Raw genomic sequence first — 17581 nt, 5'->3', positions numbered from 1 at the left:
GGCCCACGCCGACTCGACCATCTCGCGCACCCCGTACCGGGCCGTCCAGCCCAGGACCCGCTCGATCGTGTCGGCGGCCGCGACCACCCGCGGTGGGTCGCCGGGACGCCGCGGGTGCACCACCGGCTCGGCCCACGCGTCGTCCGCGGTGCCGGTGACCTCGCGGATGGTCGCCACCATCTCGCGCACGGAGATGCCCTCGCCGCGGCCGATGTTGGCCACCAACCCGGTCACGCTGCTCTCGGCCAGGGCCCGCGCCGCCGCCACGTGCGCCGAGGCGATGTCGGCGACGTGCACGAAGTCGCGGATGCAGCTGCCGTCGGGGGTCGCGTAGTCGCCGCCGAAGATCAGCGGGGCCCGCCCCGAGGCCAGCCGGTCGAACACCATCGGGACGAGGTTGGCCGACCCGCGGTCGACGAGCTCCGGGAGGTCGCAACCCGCCACGTTGAAGTAGCGCAGGGCGGCGTACCGGAGGCCGGTCGCAGCAGCCACGTCGGCGACCAGGCGCTCACCGATGAGCTTCGTCTGTCCGTAGGGGTTCACCGGCGCGCACGTCGTGCTCTCGGCGACCAGGTCCACGTCGGGGGCGCCGTAGACCGCCGCGCTCGAGGAGAAGACGAACGACTCGACACCGGACGACGTCGCCGCCTCGAGCAGCACCCGCAGGCCCTCGACGTTCTCCCGGTAGTAGCGCAGCGGCTCCCGGACCGACTCCTCGACGGACTTCTTCGCCGCCAGGTGCACGATCCCGCGCACCCGGTGCCCCTGCAGGGTCCGCTGCACGAACTCGGCGTCGAGGGTGCTGCCCACCACCAGCGGGACGTCGGGGATGCGGCACTGCTCACCGGAGGACAGGTCGTCGAGCACGACCACGTCGTCGCCGGCCTCCTGCATGGCCCTGACCACGTGGGCGCCGATGTACCCGGCACCCCCTGTGACCAGCCATGTCATGAGGCGGGACCGTACTCCGCGCCGGGCGTGTGGCACAGGTCATCCGGTCGATGTCGTCCCCGTGGTCCCAGGCACCTCACCCTCCACCGGAGCAGCGCCGATCTCGCTCCTCAGGATGCGCACCGACCGGCCCAGCGACCGGGACGCGTCCGGCAGCTTCCGGTAGCCGAACAGCAGCATGACGGCCAGCACGATCAGCCCGATCTCCATCGGTCCGAGGCTCACCTCGGCGGCCCGCCGGGGTTGCCGCCGCCCGGAGCGCCCGACGGAGCTCCGTCGCCGCCCGTGCCACCGCCGGTCGGCGTCGTCGTGGTGTCGATCCGCACCGGCAGCGTCACCGTGTACCCGGAGCGCACGTTCCCGGTCACCGTGGCCAGCTGACTCGCCCCGCCGTCGTCCCCGAAGACGTTGTCGCCGCTGAGGCTCACCCCGGACAGGTTCGACACCGAGGCCTCGTAGCCCTCCTCCGCGTAGACCGTCGCGCAGACGTCCTGCGGCAGCGCGACCTGCGAGGTGGCGATGACGTTGGCCGAGTCGGTGATGCCGGCCTGGTCGGGATAGACCTCGAAGTGGATGTGCGGCCAGCGGCCGTCGTAGCAAGCGGGGAAGACGCTGGTGAAGCGCACCGTCCCCGACGCATCGGCGACCTGGACACCGCGCAGGTAGTTCTGGTCGGTGATGCCGTCGGAGTACAGCGAGTAGCCGCCCTCGCGGGTGCAGTGCCACACGTACACGGCCACGCCCTCGAAGGGGATACCCCCGTTGGCCAGATCGGCGATCGACAGCTCCAGCGTCATGGGCACGCCCTCGGCGGTGCCGCTCATCTCGCCGAAGCTGGAGCGGATGTCGCTGCGGACGATGCCGCTCTCCTCGAGCACGTTCGGGCCGTTGGAGCCGTCCCCGGGGTAGGGGCCGGCGGTCTCTTCGGGGATCTCGCTCCCGGTGCCGGCCGCGGCCGACGACGCGGCGGACGACGACGTCGAGGCCGCGGAGCTCCCCGGACCGGCGCCACAGGCGGCCAGCCCCAGCGTCGCGCTCCCGATGCCCAGGAAGGCCAGCATCCGGCGGCGGCTGAGCAGCGTGTCGACGTCGAAGCGCAGCCCCTGGTCGACCACCTCCTCGTCGGGTCGGGGCAGCGCCCGGCCCTCGTAGGTCGGGGGCAGGGTCGGGGTGGCGGCGTGCGGAGGCGGGGTGCCCATGGTCGTTCTCCCTCGTGGGTCGGCTTCGATACCGACGCTAGGAAGGGGACCCGGCTCCCGGCTGTACCGCGGCTGTGCGTGCGCTGTGGGCGGACGTCAGTCGTTCCCGCGGTGCCGCTGCTCCAGGAGTACGGCGACGACGCGTTCCACCAGGTCGTAGGGCACCGGCCGGTCGTAGCGCAGCTGCATCGCGTCCTTGGCACCGCGGTACGGCTCCACCTGCGCGGCCAGCTCGCCGTCCATCGGGGGCAGCGGGTACAGGCCCAGGTGCTTCTTCCAGGCGGCGACGTGCACGAGCGGCAGGCCGTCCAGGACGAACGTGGGCATCCGGTAGCTGATCGTCTCGGCGACGCCGGGCACGAGCCGGTGGACGACGCGGCGCACGTCCTCCATCACCGTCCGGGCGTCGTCGGGGAGCGCGGCGACGTACTCGTCGACGTCCTCGGACCGGCCGGTCATGGGGTGTTCCTACCGGGTGCCGACCGGCTGCGACAGCTCCACCGTCGCGATGCCGGGGCCGACGTCGCCGGCCGGCGCGGAGGCCAGGTCACCGAAGGCGCCGAGGCCCGCGAGGGCGAGAGTGCCGCCCAGGACCGAGGCGGCCACGGCGAGACGCGCACCGGTGACGCGGCGGGACAGGGCTGCGTCGGTGCGGTTCATCGTGGTCTCCTCGGTCCGGGCGGCGGTTCCCCCTGGGTGGTGCAGGGACGACCTTGCCGGGCCAACCGCAGGCGCAGCGCTCGGGAACCGCAAGGGATCCGCAAGAAGTCGGCGTCCAGCCGGACGATTTCCGGTGACGAACGCGTGAACACCCGAGCGCCGTCCTGGCGTGCTCCGGTGTCCTCGTCGACAGTGACGTGATGAGACCCGACGCCCGCGCCTGGTTCCAGAGCCGCACGACCTCCGCCACCTCGCTGGCCGAGATCGATCTGGACGCCCTGCTGCGCGCCAAGCGTCGGGGCGGGCACCGCGTCAGCGTCGTCCTGCCGGCCCGGAACGAGGAGGCCTCGGTCGGACGGCTGGTGGCCGATCTGCGCGAACGCTGGATGGTCCGGCTGCCGCTGATCGACGAGCTCCTGGTCGTCGACTCCGACTCCACCGACGCCACCGCCGCCGTCGCCCGGGCCGCCGGCGCGGACGTCGTCGCCACCACCGAGGTGCTCGCCGATCACGGCACCCGGCCGGGCAAGGGCGAGGCGCTCTGGAAGTCGCTCGCCGCCACCACCGGCGACCTCGTCGTCTTCCTGGACTCCGACCTGATCGGCGACGTCGCCCATTACGTGCCGGGCCTGCTCGGACCGCTGCTGGCCGACCCGCAGGTCAGCTACGTCAAGGGCTGCTACACCCGGCCGCTCGAGGTCGACGGGCACGTGCAGCCGGCAGGCGGGGGCCGGGTCACCGAGCTGACCGCCCGGCCGCTGCTGAACGCGCTCTGGCCGGAGCTCGCGGGCTTCGTCCAGCCGCTCGGCGGCGAGTACGCCGGGCGGCGCTCGGTCCTGGAGCAGGTGCCGTTCGTGTCCGCCTACGGCGTCGAGGTGGGACTGCTCATCGACCTGCTCCGGCTGGGCGGGCTCTCCTCGCTCGCCCAGGTCGACCTCGGCGTCCGCCGGCACACCTCGCAGTCGCAGGAGGCGCTCGGCGCCATGGCCGGGGAGGTCGTGTCCACGGTGCTGGCCCGCGCCGAGTGCGGCCGGCCCGGGCACCAGCCGCTCACCGCCAGCGGGCTGCTCACCCAGTTCCGGCACGACGGCACCGGGTTCGTGCCGCGCAGCCGCGCGGTGGCCGTCGACGAGCGGCCGCCCATGGCGACCGTCGCCGAGTACCGGGTCCTGCGCGCCGGCTGAGCGCCTTACCTGCGACTTCGTGGCTGAGCGTGATCGGGACGTCGCTCGGACGCGCGACCGGGTCCCCGACAGGGGAAGATCACCCGGTGCCGCTCGCTCCCTCCGCCTCGCTCCGTTGACCGCTCCCGAGGTCGTCGCCCACCGCGGCGCCACGTCCGCGGCGCCCGAGCACACGCTCGCCGCCTACCGGCAGGCCGCCGCCGTGGGTGCCGACGCGGTCGAGTGCGACGTGCGGCTGACCCGCGACGGCGTCCTCGTCTGCGTGCACGACCGGCAGATCCGGCACACGTCCAACGGGCGGGGCATCGTGTCGGCGCTGCACCTCGCCGAGCTCGAGCAGTACCAGTTCGGCTCGCGGAAGCCCCGGAAGGTCGTCCACCGCTGGGCGGACGACGAGATCCTCGCGGTGACCGACGAGCCCGACGTCGAGAACGGCCTGGTCCTCACGCTGGACCGGCTGCTGGAGTACATCACCGCCTCCCCGGGCACCGTCCGGCTGGCGATCGAGACCAAGCACCCGACCCGGCACACCGGCAAGGTCGAGGAGGCGCTGGTGGACTGCCTGCGCCGCTACGGCCTGCTGGGCAACGGGCGGCCGGTCGAGTGGGCGGGCAAGCCCGCCGTCCGGATGATGAGCTTCTCCCAGCTCGCCGTGCGCCGGATGAGCGCGCTGGCGCCGGCGATCCCGACCGTGCAGCTGATCGGCAAGCGGCTGCGGCCGGTGCGCCGGGAGCTGCTGAACGGGAGCGCGACGGCGGTGGGGCCCGGGATCTCGGTGATCCGCTCCGACCCCCAGTTCGTCGCCGACGCGCACGCAGCCGGCAAGGAGGTGCACGTGTGGACGGTCAACCGGCCCGCCGACATGGACCTCGTGCAGCGGCTCGGCGTGGACGCGGCCATCACCGACGACCCGGTCGAGCTGCTGCGCCGCCTCGGCCGGAACTCAGCCGCCTCCTGAGCAGCTCTCCGGACGGCGACTCCTGCGCGATGCCTTCCCGAAGCCCCATTTTCGAGCCCCTTCCCGCAGCCCCTTCCCGAAGCTCGTGCTCTGAGTCACCACCGACTCAGAGCACGAGGTTGCGAGCACCCCACCGCCCAGAGGCAGCGGGCCCTTGCCCGCAGGCCCCCGACGGCGGACCGCAGACCACAGGCCGGGTCAGGAGAGGTCGGTCTCGTCCAGCGCGGCGGTGAGGTCGGCCGGGGTGTCGTAGATGCCCAGGGCGCCGGCGTCGCGCAGCTCGTCGTCGCCGAACCCGCCGGACCGGACGACGATCGCCGGCATCCCGGCGTTCTTGGCCGCCTCGACGTCGTAGACCGAGTCGCCGATGACCATGGCCGGCGCGTCCACGGGTTCGCCGAGCTTCTTCAGCGCCACCTGCAGCAGGTCCGGCGCCGGCTTCGTCGCCTCCACGTCCTCGCTGGTGGTCCACGCGTCGGCCAGCTCGCGGGCGTCGAGCAGGTCCAGGGCGCGCTCGACGTGGTGCGGCTTGCCGGAGCTGGCCAGCACGACCCGGTGGCCGCGCTCCTTGAGGGCGACGATCAGCTCGCGCGCGCCGGGCAGCAGCTCGGTCTCGCCCATCATCGGGTCGACCTCCTCGACCCAGCGCTCGCGGGCGGCGTCGCCGATCCGCTCCTCGACCTCGTCGCCACCGAGCGCGCTGACCAGCTGATCGCCACCCATCCCGATCAGCCGGTGGACCCGCCACACGGGGTAGGTCTCCCCCAGCGACCGCAGCGCGCGGTACCAGGCCAGCGCGTGCTGGTAGTTGGTGTCGACCAGGGTGCCGTCGACGTCGAGGACGGCGATGCGCGCTTCACTCATGCGCGGGAGCTGCCCAGCCCCCGCGCCGTCCAACCGGGCTCAGGTCAGGGAATGGTCCAGCAGCCCGCGGATGGTCTCGCCCGCCGCCTGGTCGCGGTAGCCCTCGTTGAGCTGGTCCAGCGAGTACCGCCGGGTGATCAGCCGGTCGAGCTCCAGCCGGCCCTCCTCGTGCATGCGCAGCAGCATCGGGATGTCCTTGAAGGGGTTGCACGACCCGAACAGCGACCCCTGGATGCGCTGCTCGAAGACGGTGGCCAGCTGCCCGCCCAGGGAGACGTTGCCGTCCTCCGGCCGGTCCGCCAGGGCCGTGAGCACCAGCGTCCCGCCCTTGCCCAGCGACGACGACGCGCCGGCATAGGCCTCGGCGGACATCTTCCCCACGGTCACGATCACGACGTCGGCACCGGTGCCCCGCGACAGCTGACGGGCGAGGCCGGCGGCCTCGTCCGTGCCGGCCACCGTGTGCGTGGCACCCACCGACCCGGCGAACTCGCGCTTCATCGCCACCGGGTCGACGCCGACGACGTTCATCGCGCCCGCGTGCACGGCGCCCTGGACGGCGTTGATCCCGACCCCGCCGAGCCCCACGACGACCACGGTGTCGCCGGGGCGCACCCCGCCCGAGTACACCGCCGAACCCCAGCCGGTCGGCACGCTGCACGCGACCAGGGCCGCGGTGTCCAGGGCGATCCAGGGATCGATCCGCACGCAGGAGAACTCGCTGAGCAGGCTGTGCCGGGCGAAGGCCCCGATCATGCAGAACCCGCCGAGCGGCTCGCCGTCCAGCCGGAAGGGGTACGTGCCGGTCGGCAGCTCGCCCTTGGCGATCGTCGCGCCCTTGTCGCAGAGGTTGGAGCGGCCCTGCGCGCAGAACCGGCAGTGCCCGCAGGCGGGCAGGAAGCTGGTGACGACGTGGTCCCCCGGGGCGACGGAGAGGACGCCGGGACCCACGGCGAGGACGACGCCGGACCCCTCGTGCCCGCCGACGATCGGGTACCGCCCGCCCGGGTTGGAGTGCCGCAGGTGCTCGTCGGAGTGGCACAGACCGGCGTAGGCCATCTCGACCAGCACCTCGCCCGGGCCAGGGTCGAGGACCTCGAGCTCCACCATCTCGTACTCGGTCTCGGGCCGGCGCAGGACTGCAGCTCGCGTTCGCACGGTCGCCATGCTGCCTGGCCGGGCACCGGGTGCCGCACCGACCCCTCCGCACCGACCCCACCGCACCGGCCTCCGCGGCAGCCCCGGACCCGCGACACCGGTCCGCGTGCGGCACCATCGGTCGAGTGCCCGACGACCACCTGCCCCAGCCCACGCAGAGCTGTCCGGGGTGCGGTGCGGTCCTCGTCCCGCTGACCGACGGCGGCCCGTCCCATCCGGGCGGGTCCCCCGCCTGCACCCGGCTCTTCGAGGTGACCCTGCACGGCCTCCGGGAGGAGGCCGGCACGCACGCGGGGACGGCCTCGGCCGTCGAGCTTGCCGACGCCGCCTACGACGCCCAGCACCCCGTGCCCGGGGACGACGAGCGGTTGCGGGCGGCCCTCGACCGTCTCGGTGCCGCCGGGGACGTCGACGCGACCCGGCGCCCGCGGGTGTGGCGGATGACGATCGCGGACGTCGCCGCCGACCTCGACGTCATCGACCTGCCCGCCCTCGTCGAGTCCTGGGCGCGGTCGGTGCGCGACGACTGGGCCGCCGAGCCGGCGTCCCGCTGATAACGGCCCCGGTTCGTAACGAAATGTCGGCCGGCGCCCGTGTCGCCATCCAGCAGCGGATACTTTCTGTGCCTATGCTGCGACGGTGAGTGAGATCCAGGACCGTCGCGCCGCGAAGAAGGCCCACACGCGACGACACATCCGCGACGTCGCCCAGCGGATGTTCGCCGACGGCGGCTTCGACGCGGTCACGATCGCCGACATCGCCCGCGAGGCGGACGTCGCCGTCCAGACGGTCTTCAACCACTTCGTGACCAAGGAAGACCTGTTCTTCGACGGCCGTCTCCCCTGGGTCGAGGCTCCGGCCGAGGCGGTCCGCGGCAGGCCGCCCGGGACCTCACCGCTGACCGCCCTGCGCCGGCACCTCGTGGAGGGTGCCGGGCACTTCGGCACCCTGCACCTGTCCGCGGAGGGCCGGTCGTTCACGGCCGCGCTGGCCGCCTGCCCGGCCCTGGCCGCGCACGAGCAGCGGGTCATCCAGGAGGCCGAGCGCCGCCTGAGCGCTGCGCTGGCCGAGGCGTGGCTGACCGATCCCGAGCCCGGCGCGCCCCACCTCTCGTCGTCGGCGATCGTCGCGCCGCTGACCGCCGCCATCTGGCTGGCCGCCTCCCGGGTGGTGTTCGTCGAGCATCGCCGCCAGGACACCGTCCACGGCGACGTCCCCGACCGGGTGGCCGCCCTCGAGCAGCTGATCGACCGGGTGCTCGCCGGCATCCAGTCCCAGATCGGCAGCGTCACCGGCGCGGGCGACGGCTCCGAGACGGGCTGGCCCCCGGCCGCGATCCGCCGGGCCGGCTGACCGGCACGGGTCAGACGGTCGCCGGCTCCGGCCGGCGCGCGCCCGACGTCAGGGCCACGATCGGCACCAGGACGTCGTCGACCACCAGTTCCACGGCCTCGCCACTCATCGCGCCGTCGCCGGCGGCGGTGTACCGCTGCCACCAGAAGGCCTGCAGCACCGATCCCAGCAGGGCCAACCGGTCGGGATCGACGGGCTCACCCCGGGCGGCCGACCGCCGGGCCAGCTCGTCCACGGCCGCGGCGAGCGGGTGGACGAGTGCGTCGTCGAGACCCTCCCGCAGCTGCTCCTCGTGCCGCGCCGCTCCGACGATGCTCGCCACGGCCCGCTCTTCGCGGTCCAGCGGCAGGGTCCACCGGGAGACCAGCGAGACGAGGTCCGCCCGAAGCGACCCGCCGTCGTCGGGGACGGTGACCAGCCGGAACCGACCCACGGCGTGGCGGGCGAGGGCCGCCATGGTGGGCCATCGGCGGTAGATCCCCGCTTTGCCCGCCCGGGCCCGGGCAGCGATCCGGTCGCTGTTGAGCCGCCCCCAGCCCTCCTCGGCGAGGATGTCCACCGCCACCGAGAGCAGCTGCTCGGACAGCTCCGAGCTGAGCGGGCGCCCGGGCGTCCCGCTCATGACCAGATTCCGTGTCCCGACGTCATACGCACCGCGACATCCTGGCGTGTCGGCGGACCGACCACAATGATCCGCGGGGCACAACTGTTGGGTACCTGAGTACTTGAATTCTGGCGTACCGCGCGAAATCCCGCTCCGGGAGTCCGTTCAGGCGCCGGCGGCGCTCTCCACGTGCACCCTGACGGTCGCCCCGTCCTCGGACAGCCAGCCCTGGGTGCGGGCATGGGCGATCATCCGGTCCCAGTCGGCCTGCCAGTCGGGACCGGTGGCGCGGGGCTGCGCGGCGGCGTGCAGGGCGGCGACGTCCAGGAACGCCGTCTCGCTGTCCTGGATCCGGCCGAGGCCGGCTCGCTCCAGCACCTGCGCGGCCTCCTCGTCGGTCACCTGGCCGAGGGCCAGGTGCAGCCGGCCCAGGTCGTCGACGTCGACGACCCGCGCCTCCGGACGCTCCTCGGTGCCCGTCACGACCTCGACGATCACGTTGTCCTCCTCGTCATGGGCCCTCTACCGGGCCTTTATGGCCACAAAGGCCCTTACACATGCCACGGGAAGCGGCTGAAGTCGGGGGCGCGCTTCTCGAGGAAGGCGTCGCGCCCCTCGACGGCCTCCTCGGCCATGTAGGCCAGCCGGGTCGTCTCCCCCGCGAAGAGCTGCTGCCCGACCAGGCCGTCGTCGATCAGGTTGAACGAGTACTTGAGCATCCGCTGGGCGGTCGGGCTCTTGGCCACGATCTTCCGGCCCCAGTCCAGCGCCGTGGCCTCGAGCTCGGCGTGCGGGACGACGCGGTTGACCATGCCCATGGCGTGGGCGTCCTGCGCGGTGTACTCGTCGCCCAGGAAGAAGATCTCGCGGGCGAACTTCTGGCCGACCTGGCGGGCGAGGTAGGCGGAGCCGAAGCCGCCGTCGAAGCTGCCGACGTCGGCGTCGGTCTGCTTGAACCGGGCGTGCTCGGCGCTCGCGAGCGTCAGGTCGGAGACGACGTGCAGGCTGTGCCCGCCGCCGGCGGCCCACCCGGGGACGACGCAGATGACGACCTTGGGCATGAAGCGGATCAACCGCTGCGCCTCGAGGATGTGCAGCCGGCCGCTGGAACCCTGCGCGTGCTCGTAGCCGTACTTCCCACGGACCCGCTGGTCGCCGCCGGAGCAGAACGCCCAGCCGCCGTCCTTGGGGCTGGGTCCGTTGCCGGTGAGGATCACGCAGCCGACGTCGGTGGACAGCCGGGCGTGCTCCAGCGCCGTGATCAGCTCGTCGACCGACTGCGGCCGGAACGCATTGCGCACCTCGGGCCGGTCGAAGGCGATGCGGACGACGCCCGCGTCGACCGCGCGGTGGTAGGTGATGTCGGAGAAGTCGAAGCCGTCGACCGGCGCCCAGGCGGAGCTGTGGAAGATCTCGGAGACGTCGTCGCGGGCGCTCATGCCCACGAACCTATCCGGGCCCCGGACGGGGCCGCCGGGTCACTGGCCCAGCAGCCCGCCGGGCAGCTTCGACAGGCTGGTCAGGACGCCGTTGATCACGGTGCACGGGCACGGGACGCCGTTCGCGTCCGTGCTCGGCGGGGGCGCCGGCTGCGGCTCCGGCTGTTGCGGCGCCGGCTGCTGGGTGGGCTGCTGCTGGGTGGGCTGCTGCTGCGTGGGCTGCTGCTGGGCCGGCTGCTGGGAGGCGGGCTGCTGACCCTGCTGTGCCGGGGCCGTCCAGCCGCCACCACCGGCCGGCTGCCCCGCGGCCGTGCCGGGCTGGACCGCGCTGCCGCCGCTCCCGGAGCCCGCGGGGACACCAGAGCCCGCGGGCCCACCGGCAGCCGCCCCAGCAGCCGCTGCCTCACCCCCGGCAGCAGCGCCCGCGCCGCCGGCGGCACCGCCGGACGAACCGTCGGCCGCCGTGTCCACGGGCGGGTCCCCGGGCGCCGGCGACTGCGAGGAGCCGGTGACGACACCGGGCGACGAGGGTCCGGGGCCGCCGCCGACGCCGGTGTTCGGGTCGCCCGTGAAGACGCCCTCGGGATCACGGGAACTCCCGCCGCTCGCCGGACCGCCGGAGAGGAAGAGCGCCAGCGGGGCGGCGACGAGCAGCGCCGCGCAGGCCATGCCGAGCACCAGGATGATCCGGGCGCGGCTGCGCTGCACCGCGGTGCGTGCGGTCGCCAGCCGGGTGGCGCCACGAGTGGCGGAACCGGGGGCGCGATGCCGGTGGACGCGGGACAAGGCCGGCTCCTTCACGTACGGGTGGTGCAGGGAAGCTGTGACCGCCTACCCACGGAGAGCCACCTCATTCCCGCCACGCCCAACTACCGTTCCGGATGTCCCAGGAGCTGCCGCAACCTCGTCAGGGACGCGGCGAGCCCCGGGTGCAGGTCCACCTCGTCCAGCCGGGCGAGCGGCACCCACGCCACACCGGTGCTCTCGCCGTCCAGCTGCAGGTCGCCGGCCTCGATCGGCCGCGCCGGGCGGGCGAGCACGGTCGTGTAGGCCCAGCCGCCGTGGTCGTCGACCGACCGCGCGCCGAGGACGACGTCGTCGGAGGTCAGGCCCAGCTCCTCGCGCACCTCGCGCAGCGCGCCGTCATCCACCGATTCGCCGTCGTGCAGCGCGCCTCCGGGCGTTCCCCAGGTGCCGCCGTGGTGGGACCACCAGGCACGGTGCTGGAGCAGCACCTCCGGCCCGTCGGCGCCGTCCCGGTGCAGGAGCAGGCCGGCCGCCCCGGCGCGACCCCAGTGGCGGTGGCCCTGGGCGCAGGACGTCCAGCCGTCGGTGGAGGCGAGCACCCGACCAGTGAACCCGGTCCGCGCAACCTCCGCGGTGCGGTGGGGTCCTGCGGAACCTCGGGCTCTGAGTCGCGGGGGACTCAGAGCACTAGGTTGCTGGGAGACCCCCCGCCCGCACCACCTGGAGGACCGTTCCCGCATGACGACGACCACGACGACCATGGCCGAGGTCCCCGGACTGGTCGGCACCGAACTCGGCAGCAGCGACTGGCACGAGGTCACCCAGGAGCACGTGAACCAGTTCGCCGAGGCGACCGGTGACCACCAGTGGATCCACGTCGACGTCGAGCGCGCCAAGGCCGAGAGCCCCTTCGGCGGCCCGATCGCCCACGGCTACCTGACGTTGTCGCTGCTGGCGCCGCTGTCCTCGCAGGTCCTCGTCGTCACCGACACGGTCATGGGCGTCAACTACGGCCTGAACAAGGTGCGCTTCCCCTCGCCGGTGCCGGTGGGCGCCAAGGTGCGGCTGACGGCGACCCTGAAGTCGGTCGAGGAGGTCACCGGCGGGCTGCAGCTGACGCTCTCGGCCGTCATCGAGCGCGAGGGCGGGGAGAAGCCGGTCTGCATCGCCGAGCCGGTCTACCGCTACTACGGCGGCTGACGCATGCGCGTCGCGGTCTTCACCGGTTCACACGCCGGTCCGCCGTCGCACGCCGAAGCGGCGGCCACCTTCGCCCGTGAGCTCGCCGAGGCCGGCGTCGGCATCGTCTACGGCGGCGGGCACGTCGGGATGATGGGCGTCGTCGCCGACGCTGCCCTGGCCGCCGGCGGCGAGGTCGTCGGCGTGATCCCCCAGCACCTGGTCGACGACGAGGTGGCCCACCCCGGCCTGCCGCGGCTGGAGGTCGTGCAGTCGATGCACGAGCGCAAGGCGGTGATGGCCGACCTCGCGGACGCCTTCGTCGCTCTCCCCGGCGCCGCGGGCACCCTCGAGGAGCTCTTCGAGGCGTGGACCTGGGGGATGCTGGGCCTGCACGCCAAGCCCACCGCGCTGTTCGACGTCGACGGCTTCTGGCAGCCGCTGATCGCGCAGTTGCACCGCATGGTCGACGACGGGTACCTGGACGCCGCCCGCCTCGACGCGTTCGGCGTCGTGTCCGACGCGCAGGGCCTGCTCACGTTCGTCGAGGGCTACGAGCACCCGCCGCGCAAGTGGACCGCCCCACAGAAGCGCGCCTGAACGACGTCCGCCGGGGTTGCCTGTAACTCGTCGGCAACAGGTTCGTGGTGCACTGGAGGCATGCCGCCCCGCCAGGTGTCCGAGACCCGAGTGGTCCACGGGCACAGACGAGCCTTCATCCGGGCGGGCGACGGTCCCGCGCTGCTGCTCCTGCACGGCATCGGGAACAACTGCCAGACCTGGGCCGGGGTCATCGACCGGCTGGCCGAGACCTACACCGTCATCGCGCCGGACCTCCTGGGCCACGGCAACTCCGACAAGCCCCGCGGCGACTACTCCATCGCCGCCTACGCCAACGGGATGCGCGACCTGCTCTCCGTCCTGGACATCGAGCAGGCGACGGTCGTCGGCCACTCCCTCGGCGGCGGCATCGCACTGCAGTTCGCCTACCAGTTCCCCGAGCGCTGCCAGCGGCTGGCTCTGGTGGGCAGCGGCGGCCTCGGCCCCGAGCTCTCGGCGGGCCTGCGTGCCGCCACCCTGCCCGGCGCCGAGCTGGTCGTCACCGCCCTGGCGAGCGTCTCCGGCCCCCTGCGGTTCGGCCTGCAGGCCGTGGAGAAGGTCGGCCGGGCGGCGGGCTGGCGTCGGGTCGGCGATCTCGCCGAGGCCGGCGACGCCCTGCTGGCCCTGAAGGACGTGGAGGCGCGCCGGGCCTTCCTGCGCACCCTGCGCGGGGTCGTGGACGCCCGCGGCCAGGCGGTCACCGCGCTGGACCGGCTGTACCTCGCCGACTCCATCCCGCTGCTCGTCATCTGGGGCAGCCGCGACCCGATCGTCCCCGCCCAGCACGCCGAGACCGTGCGGTCACTGGTGCCCAGCGCCCGCATCGAGGTCTTCGACGGCGCCGGCCACTGGCCGCACCTCGACGACCCCGACCGCTTCTGCGACGTCCTGCTGGACTGGATCGGCGGCACCGAGCCCGCGGCGCACGACCTGGACAGCTGGCGGCGGCTGCTCGCCCAGAACTGGGACGGCGTCGCGCGGCCGGTCGGGCAGTGACCGCCGGCACTGCCTAGCGTTCCTGCCATGCAGTCCACCGGCGCCGAGCACTGGGACGTCGTCGTCGTGGGCGGCGGGCCCGCCGGCGCGGCCTGCGCCACGGCCGCCCGCCGGGCCGACCCGGCCGCGCGCGTGCTCGTGCTCGACCGCGCCGAGTTCCCCCGCGACAAGGTCTGCGGCGACGGCATCGCCCCGGAGGCCCTCGACGTCCTGGCCGGGCTGGGGCTCGATCCGGACGCGCTGACGGAGGGCTACGCGAGCATCCCGCGGCTGCGGCTCCGCTCGCCCGGCGGAGCCACCGTCGAGCGGACGATGCACCGGCCGGCACGGGTGGTCCCCCGCGCCGTCCTCGACGCCCGGCTGCTGGACGCGGCGCTCGCCACGGGCGCGCAGTTCCGCCGGCACGTCGTCCGCCGGATCGAGGTGCGCCCGGACGGCGTGCAGATCGACGGCGTCCTGAGCGCGGACGTCCTGGTCGGTGCCGACGGCGCGGAGTCCGTCGTCCGGCGGGCGCTCGGCATCGCCCCGAACGGACCGAGCCGGCTGGCGATCGCCATCCGCGGCTACGCGCCGGTGCCGGCCGGCCTGGAGGACGTGCAGCTGATCGCGACGACCGAGCAGCGCTGGCCGGCGTACGCGTGGTCGTTCCCGATCGGGGACGGGCGGGCGAACGTCGGTTACGGCGAGCTGGTCTCCGGCGGCGTCAACCGCGAGGGGCTGCTGGCCGGGCTCGAGCGGCTGCTGCCGGACGTCGGGGCGGCCGAGCTCAAGGCCCACCGCCTGCCGCTCTCGACCGGCCGGCCCCGGCTGCCGGACGGACGGGTGCTCCTCGCGGGGGACGCCGCGTCGCTGATCAACCCGCTCACCGGGGAGGGGATCTTCTACGCCGTCCTCTCCGGCGCGCTGGCCGGTGCGGCAGCGGTGCGGGGCGCCGCCGCGGGTGCGGAGTACCGCGCGGCACTGCACCGGCGGCTCGGCCGGCACCTGCGGCACTCGTCGACGGCGTCCTGGGCGAGCCGCTGGCCGCGGGTGATGGACGCCGTCTTCCGCGCCGCCGACGACGACCAGCGGGTGTTCGACGACGTCGTCGACCTGGGGCTGGCCGACGGCCGGCTCACCGCTCGGACGCTCGCCGCGGCGGCCCGCCGCCTGCGCTGACGCGCGGGCGGCCGGCACCCGTCAGGGCAGGCGCCGCTCCGCGGACTGCACGCGGCTCGATCCGGCGGGCACCCGCCGCGACGTCGACCAGATGGCGGCCGAGTGCGGATCGGTCCGGTCGGTGAGCACGAACCAGTCCATCTGCGCCCCGTCCTCCGTCAGCTGCAGCACGGAGTAGCCGTGGGAGTCGAGGTCGACGTACTTCACGTGCGGGTTGGTGGCCCGGACCGTCCGCTCCACCACCAGCGACGACGTCCGCGGCGCCGTGCGCAGACCGTCGTCGAGGTTGTCGCTGGTGACCGAGGCGCACACCAGCTCCACCGCGACGGTCTCCCGGGTGCTCCGGTAGGTCGCGGGGTCGGCCGGGATCTCGTTCGCCCAGCCGGAGTGGATGTCACCGGTCAGGAAGACCACGTCGCGGATCTGCTCCTCGCGCAGGTGGTCGACGATCCGCGCCCGGTCGGCCGGGTAGCCGTCCCACTGGTCGAGGCTGTAGGGCTGCCCCTCGACCGGCGGCACCGGGAAGCCGACCATCTTCGCCATGTGGTCGATCACCTCGGCGTCCAGGAGCGGCGGGTACTTCAGCGGCGACATCATCACGGGGTTGCCGACGAGCTTCCACTGCACCTCCCCGTCGTCCAGCGAGTCGAGCAGGAAGTCCATCTGCCGCGCCCCGGTCATGGTGCGGTCGCTGTCGTCCAGGGCGGGGTCGTCCGGGGTGAGCACCTGCTCGTCGCGGTAGCTGCGCAGGTCCAGCATCGACAGGCTGGCCAGCCGCCCGAACGTCAGCCGCCGGTACAGCCGGCCGCCGGGGGTGTACCGCACGGGCATCCACTCGGCGTAGGCCTGCTGCGCGATGGCGCGGCGGCTCTGCCACTCCCCCTCGACGCCGGCGGTGTGGCCCTGGGCGCCGCCGGACCAGGCGTCGTTGGCCGTCTCGTGGTCGTCCCAGGTCACCACCCACGGAGCGGCGGCGTGCAGCGCCTGCAGGTCGGCGTCGGACTTGTACTGCGCGTGCCGGCGCCGGTAGTCGGAGAGGGTGAACAGCTCGTGCGGCGGGTCGTGGGGGCGGACGACGACGTCGCGCGCCTGGTACGTGCCCGGGCCGTACTCGTAGAAGTAGTCGCCGAGGTGCACCACCAGGTCGAGGTCCTCACGGGCGGCCAGGTGCCGGTACGCCGCGAACCACCCGGCCTGCAGGTTGGCGCAGGACACGACCGCCATCGTCAGCTTGTCGACGGCGGCGCCGGGCGCGGGCGCGGTGTGCGAACGGCCGACGGGCGAGCCCACGCCGCCGTACCGGAAGCGGTACCAGTAGTCGGTGCCCGGCTCCAGGCCGGTGACGTCGACCTTGACCGTGTGGTCGCGGCCGGGACCGGTCCGCACCGTCCCGCTCCGGACGATCTCCTCGAAGCGGGGGTCGGTGGCCACCTCCCAGCGCACGGAGACGTCCGGGCCGGTGCCCGATCCGGGGACGTCCTCCGGCCGCGGGGTCACCCGGGTCCAGAGCAGGATCGCGTCCGGCAGTGGGTCCCCGGAGGCGACACCGTGGACGAAGACCGATCCACCCGTGGCCACGCCACCGGTGGAGACGGGGTCGACGGAGACCGGGTCGGCGGTGGCGGGATCGGCGGTGGCCACCATCAACCCGACACCGGCGACGGCACTCATCTGGAGTACCTGTCGGCGGGTGAGCTTGTGCATACGGGTGGCCACGGACCGTCCCTTCACGGAAGGTCGCGAAGTATGCGCAGATCACGAAAGGGTCAACAATCGATTCACCCGTACCCGTGACCTCAGAAACCTCACTTGTCACGCACCGTGCTCAGGCGACTTCTCGCGGTGTTTTTCCGGCGGTTTTCCGGGCGTCGCCCGGGCGCCACGAGCCGGTCACTCCTCGGGGGGACGCTGATCGCGTTCAGGGCCGGCCCCGGCCCCCGGTCCGCGAGGAGAGCCATGACCTCCGCCCCGCCCCGCACCCAGCCCCGGACCAGGCCCCGGATCAGGCCCGGCCGGGTCACCCCCACCACGCAGCAGCAGCGCCGGCTGCGCTTCCAGGCCACCCTCGCCGGCATCCGCACCCGGGCGGCGATCCTGCCCGCCACCTCGGTGCAGCGCCGCCGGGCCCTGCAGGTCTGCGGCGCCGCCAACCTGCTCACCGCGCTGGGCATCCGCGTCCAGGTCGTCCAGCCGGCGACGCCGTGGCCGCGGGAGCGGCCGCACCGGCTGCTGGTCGAGAACTCGGCCGGGGTCTTCGGCGACCTGGCCCTGCTCGTCGGCGTCCCCCGGACCGCCGCGGGGTGGTCCGACGTCGCCGACCGGGTGCTCCCCGTCCGGACGACCGCCCGCGCTCGGCTCCGGGACGTCACCGACGCCGTCGTCTGCCCCGTGCGCATCGGGTTCGGCTCGGCCACCGGTCCGCTGCTCGTCCCGCCGCGAACGCTGACCGAGGTCGTCGAGCTCCGCGACCTGGTCATCGAGGTCCGGCTCCTCGCGGCGCTCGGGACGGAACAGCGTGCGGCCTGAACCCA

21 protein-coding genes and 1 pseudogene are annotated in these 17581 nt (G+C 73.8%); 9 read left to right on the top strand and 13 right to left on the bottom strand.

Annotated features, from left to right (window positions below):
• Positions 1-12: 12 nt before the first annotated feature.
• The 5 genes and pseudogenes from galE to CRP30_RS12335 all read right to left on the bottom strand — a co-directional run.
• Positions 13-951: pseudogene (gene galE, locus CRP30_RS12355) on the bottom strand (UDP-glucose 4-epimerase GalE); the annotation flags it as partial.
• 39 nt (positions 952-990) lie between these two features.
• A complete protein-coding gene (locus CRP30_RS12350) occupies positions 991-1161 on the bottom strand; it encodes a twin-arginine translocase TatA/TatE family subunit (protein ID WP_200814725.1) in 171 nt (56 codons plus the stop codon).
• Between the two features lie 11 nt (positions 1162-1172).
• Positions 1173-2150 (bottom strand): intradiol ring-cleavage dioxygenase, encoded by a 978-nt coding sequence (locus tag CRP30_RS12345; protein ID WP_097184290.1) that lies wholly within the window; start codon positions 2148-2150, stop codon positions 1173-1175.
• Positions 2151-2246: 96 nt separating this feature from the next.
• Positions 2247-2609 carry an iron chaperone gene (locus CRP30_RS12340; RefSeq protein WP_097184289.1) on the bottom strand — a complete coding sequence of 121 codons (363 nt, stop codon included), beginning with the start codon at positions 2607-2609 and terminating at the stop codon, positions 2247-2249.
• Between the two features lie 9 nt (positions 2610-2618).
• Positions 2619-2810 (bottom strand): hypothetical protein, encoded by a 192-nt coding sequence (locus tag CRP30_RS12335; protein WP_097184288.1) that lies wholly within the window; start codon positions 2808-2810, stop codon positions 2619-2621.
• Between the two features lie 200 nt (positions 2811-3010).
• Between CRP30_RS12335 and CRP30_RS12330 the strand changes: the two genes are divergently transcribed.
• Positions 3011-3994: a glucosyl-3-phosphoglycerate synthase gene (locus CRP30_RS12330; protein WP_097184934.1), complete on the top strand. Its 984-nt coding sequence runs from the start codon at positions 3011-3013 to the stop codon at positions 3992-3994.
• Positions 3995-4109: 115 nt separating this feature from the next.
• Entirely contained in the window at positions 4110-4952 is an 843-nt protein-coding gene (locus CRP30_RS12325; protein WP_097184287.1) for a glycerophosphodiester phosphodiesterase, read from the top strand.
• Between the two features lie 198 nt (positions 4953-5150).
• Here CRP30_RS12325 and CRP30_RS12320 read toward each other — a convergent pair whose 3' ends face one another.
• Positions 5151-5816: an HAD family hydrolase gene (locus CRP30_RS12320; protein WP_097184286.1), complete on the bottom strand. Its 666-nt coding sequence runs from the start codon at positions 5814-5816 to the stop codon at positions 5151-5153.
• A gap of 39 nt (positions 5817-5855) precedes the next feature.
• On the bottom strand, positions 5856-6974 hold the full coding sequence (locus tag CRP30_RS12315; RefSeq protein ID WP_097184933.1) for an NDMA-dependent alcohol dehydrogenase: 1119 nt from the start codon (positions 6972-6974) through the stop codon (positions 5856-5858).
• 125 nt (positions 6975-7099) lie between these two features.
• Here CRP30_RS12315 and CRP30_RS12310 point away from each other — a divergent pair, with 125 nt between their 5' ends.
• Both CRP30_RS12310 and CRP30_RS12305 read left to right on the top strand, forming a co-directional pair.
• Positions 7100-7528 carry a DUF5946 family protein gene (locus tag CRP30_RS12310; protein WP_097184285.1) on the top strand — a complete coding sequence of 143 codons (429 nt, stop codon included), beginning with the start codon at positions 7100-7102 and terminating at the stop codon, positions 7526-7528.
• A gap of 85 nt (positions 7529-7613) precedes the next feature.
• Positions 7614-8327, top strand: a complete 714-nt coding sequence (locus tag CRP30_RS12305; RefSeq protein ID WP_097184284.1) for a TetR/AcrR family transcriptional regulator — start codon at positions 7614-7616, stop codon at positions 8325-8327.
• A gap of 10 nt (positions 8328-8337) precedes the next feature.
• On the opposite strand, the gene CRP30_RS12300 is transcribed toward CRP30_RS12305, so the two are convergent.
• From CRP30_RS12300 to CRP30_RS12280, 5 genes are all read right to left on the bottom strand, one after another.
• The gene (locus tag CRP30_RS12300) at positions 8338-8949 is read right to left on the bottom strand and encodes a TetR-like C-terminal domain-containing protein (RefSeq protein WP_097184283.1); all 612 of its coding nucleotides are present in this window, start codon (positions 8947-8949) and stop codon (positions 8338-8340) included.
• A gap of 147 nt (positions 8950-9096) precedes the next feature.
• Complete coding sequence (locus CRP30_RS12295) at positions 9097-9429, bottom strand: hypothetical protein (protein ID WP_097184282.1); 333 nt, start codon at positions 9427-9429, stop codon at positions 9097-9099.
• Between the two features lie 53 nt (positions 9430-9482).
• Entirely contained in the window at positions 9483-10370 is an 888-nt protein-coding gene (locus CRP30_RS12290) for a 1,4-dihydroxy-2-naphthoyl-CoA synthase (protein ID WP_097184932.1), read from the bottom strand.
• Between the two features lie 39 nt (positions 10371-10409).
• Complete coding sequence (locus CRP30_RS12285; RefSeq protein WP_097184281.1) at positions 10410-11156, bottom strand: hypothetical protein; 747 nt, start codon at positions 11154-11156, stop codon at positions 10410-10412.
• An 83-nt stretch (positions 11157-11239) separates the two neighbouring features.
• The gene (locus tag CRP30_RS12280; protein WP_097184280.1) at positions 11240-11716 is read right to left on the bottom strand and encodes an NUDIX domain-containing protein; all 477 of its coding nucleotides are present in this window, start codon (positions 11714-11716) and stop codon (positions 11240-11242) included.
• Positions 11717-11855: 139 nt separating this feature from the next.
• On the opposite strand from CRP30_RS12280, the gene CRP30_RS12275 reads away from it, so the two are divergent.
• Genes CRP30_RS12275 through CRP30_RS12260 form a run of 4 tightly spaced genes read left to right on the top strand, consistent with a single transcriptional unit; the run spans position 11856 to position 15050 of the window.
• Complete coding sequence (locus tag CRP30_RS12275; protein ID WP_097184279.1) at positions 11856-12317, top strand: MaoC family dehydratase; 462 nt, start codon at positions 11856-11858, stop codon at positions 12315-12317.
• A gap of 3 nt (positions 12318-12320) precedes the next feature.
• Positions 12321-12896: an LOG family protein gene (locus tag CRP30_RS12270; protein ID WP_097184278.1), complete on the top strand. Its 576-nt coding sequence runs from the start codon at positions 12321-12323 to the stop codon at positions 12894-12896.
• Positions 12897-12956: 60 nt separating this feature from the next.
• On the top strand, positions 12957-13892 hold the full coding sequence (locus tag CRP30_RS12265; protein WP_097184277.1) for an alpha/beta fold hydrolase: 936 nt from the start codon (positions 12957-12959) through the stop codon (positions 13890-13892).
• 27 nt (positions 13893-13919) lie between these two features.
• Positions 13920-15050 (top strand): NAD(P)/FAD-dependent oxidoreductase, encoded by a 1131-nt coding sequence (locus CRP30_RS12260; RefSeq protein ID WP_097184276.1) that lies wholly within the window; start codon positions 13920-13922, stop codon positions 15048-15050.
• A 21-nt stretch (positions 15051-15071) separates the two neighbouring features.
• Here the strand turns inward: CRP30_RS12260 and CRP30_RS12255 are convergent, their stop codons facing one another.
• On the bottom strand, positions 15072-16766 hold the full coding sequence (locus tag CRP30_RS12255; protein ID WP_200814724.1) for an alkaline phosphatase D family protein: 1695 nt from the start codon (positions 16764-16766) through the stop codon (positions 15072-15074).
• Positions 16767-17006: 240 nt separating this feature from the next.
• Between CRP30_RS12255 and CRP30_RS12250 the strand changes: the two genes are divergently transcribed.
• Positions 17007-17576, top strand: a complete 570-nt coding sequence (locus tag CRP30_RS12250; RefSeq protein WP_097184274.1) for a hypothetical protein — start codon at positions 17007-17009, stop codon at positions 17574-17576.
• The last annotated feature ends 5 nt before the right edge of the window (positions 17577-17581 follow it).

The organism is Blastococcus haudaquaticus (assembly GCF_900230285.1).
GTDB classification, from domain to species: Bacteria; Actinomycetota; Actinomycetes; order Mycobacteriales; family Geodermatophilaceae; genus Blastococcus_B; species Blastococcus_B haudaquaticus.
The sequence above is the reverse complement of the archived record's forward strand: the minus strand, read 5'-3'. Positions and strand labels throughout refer to the sequence as shown.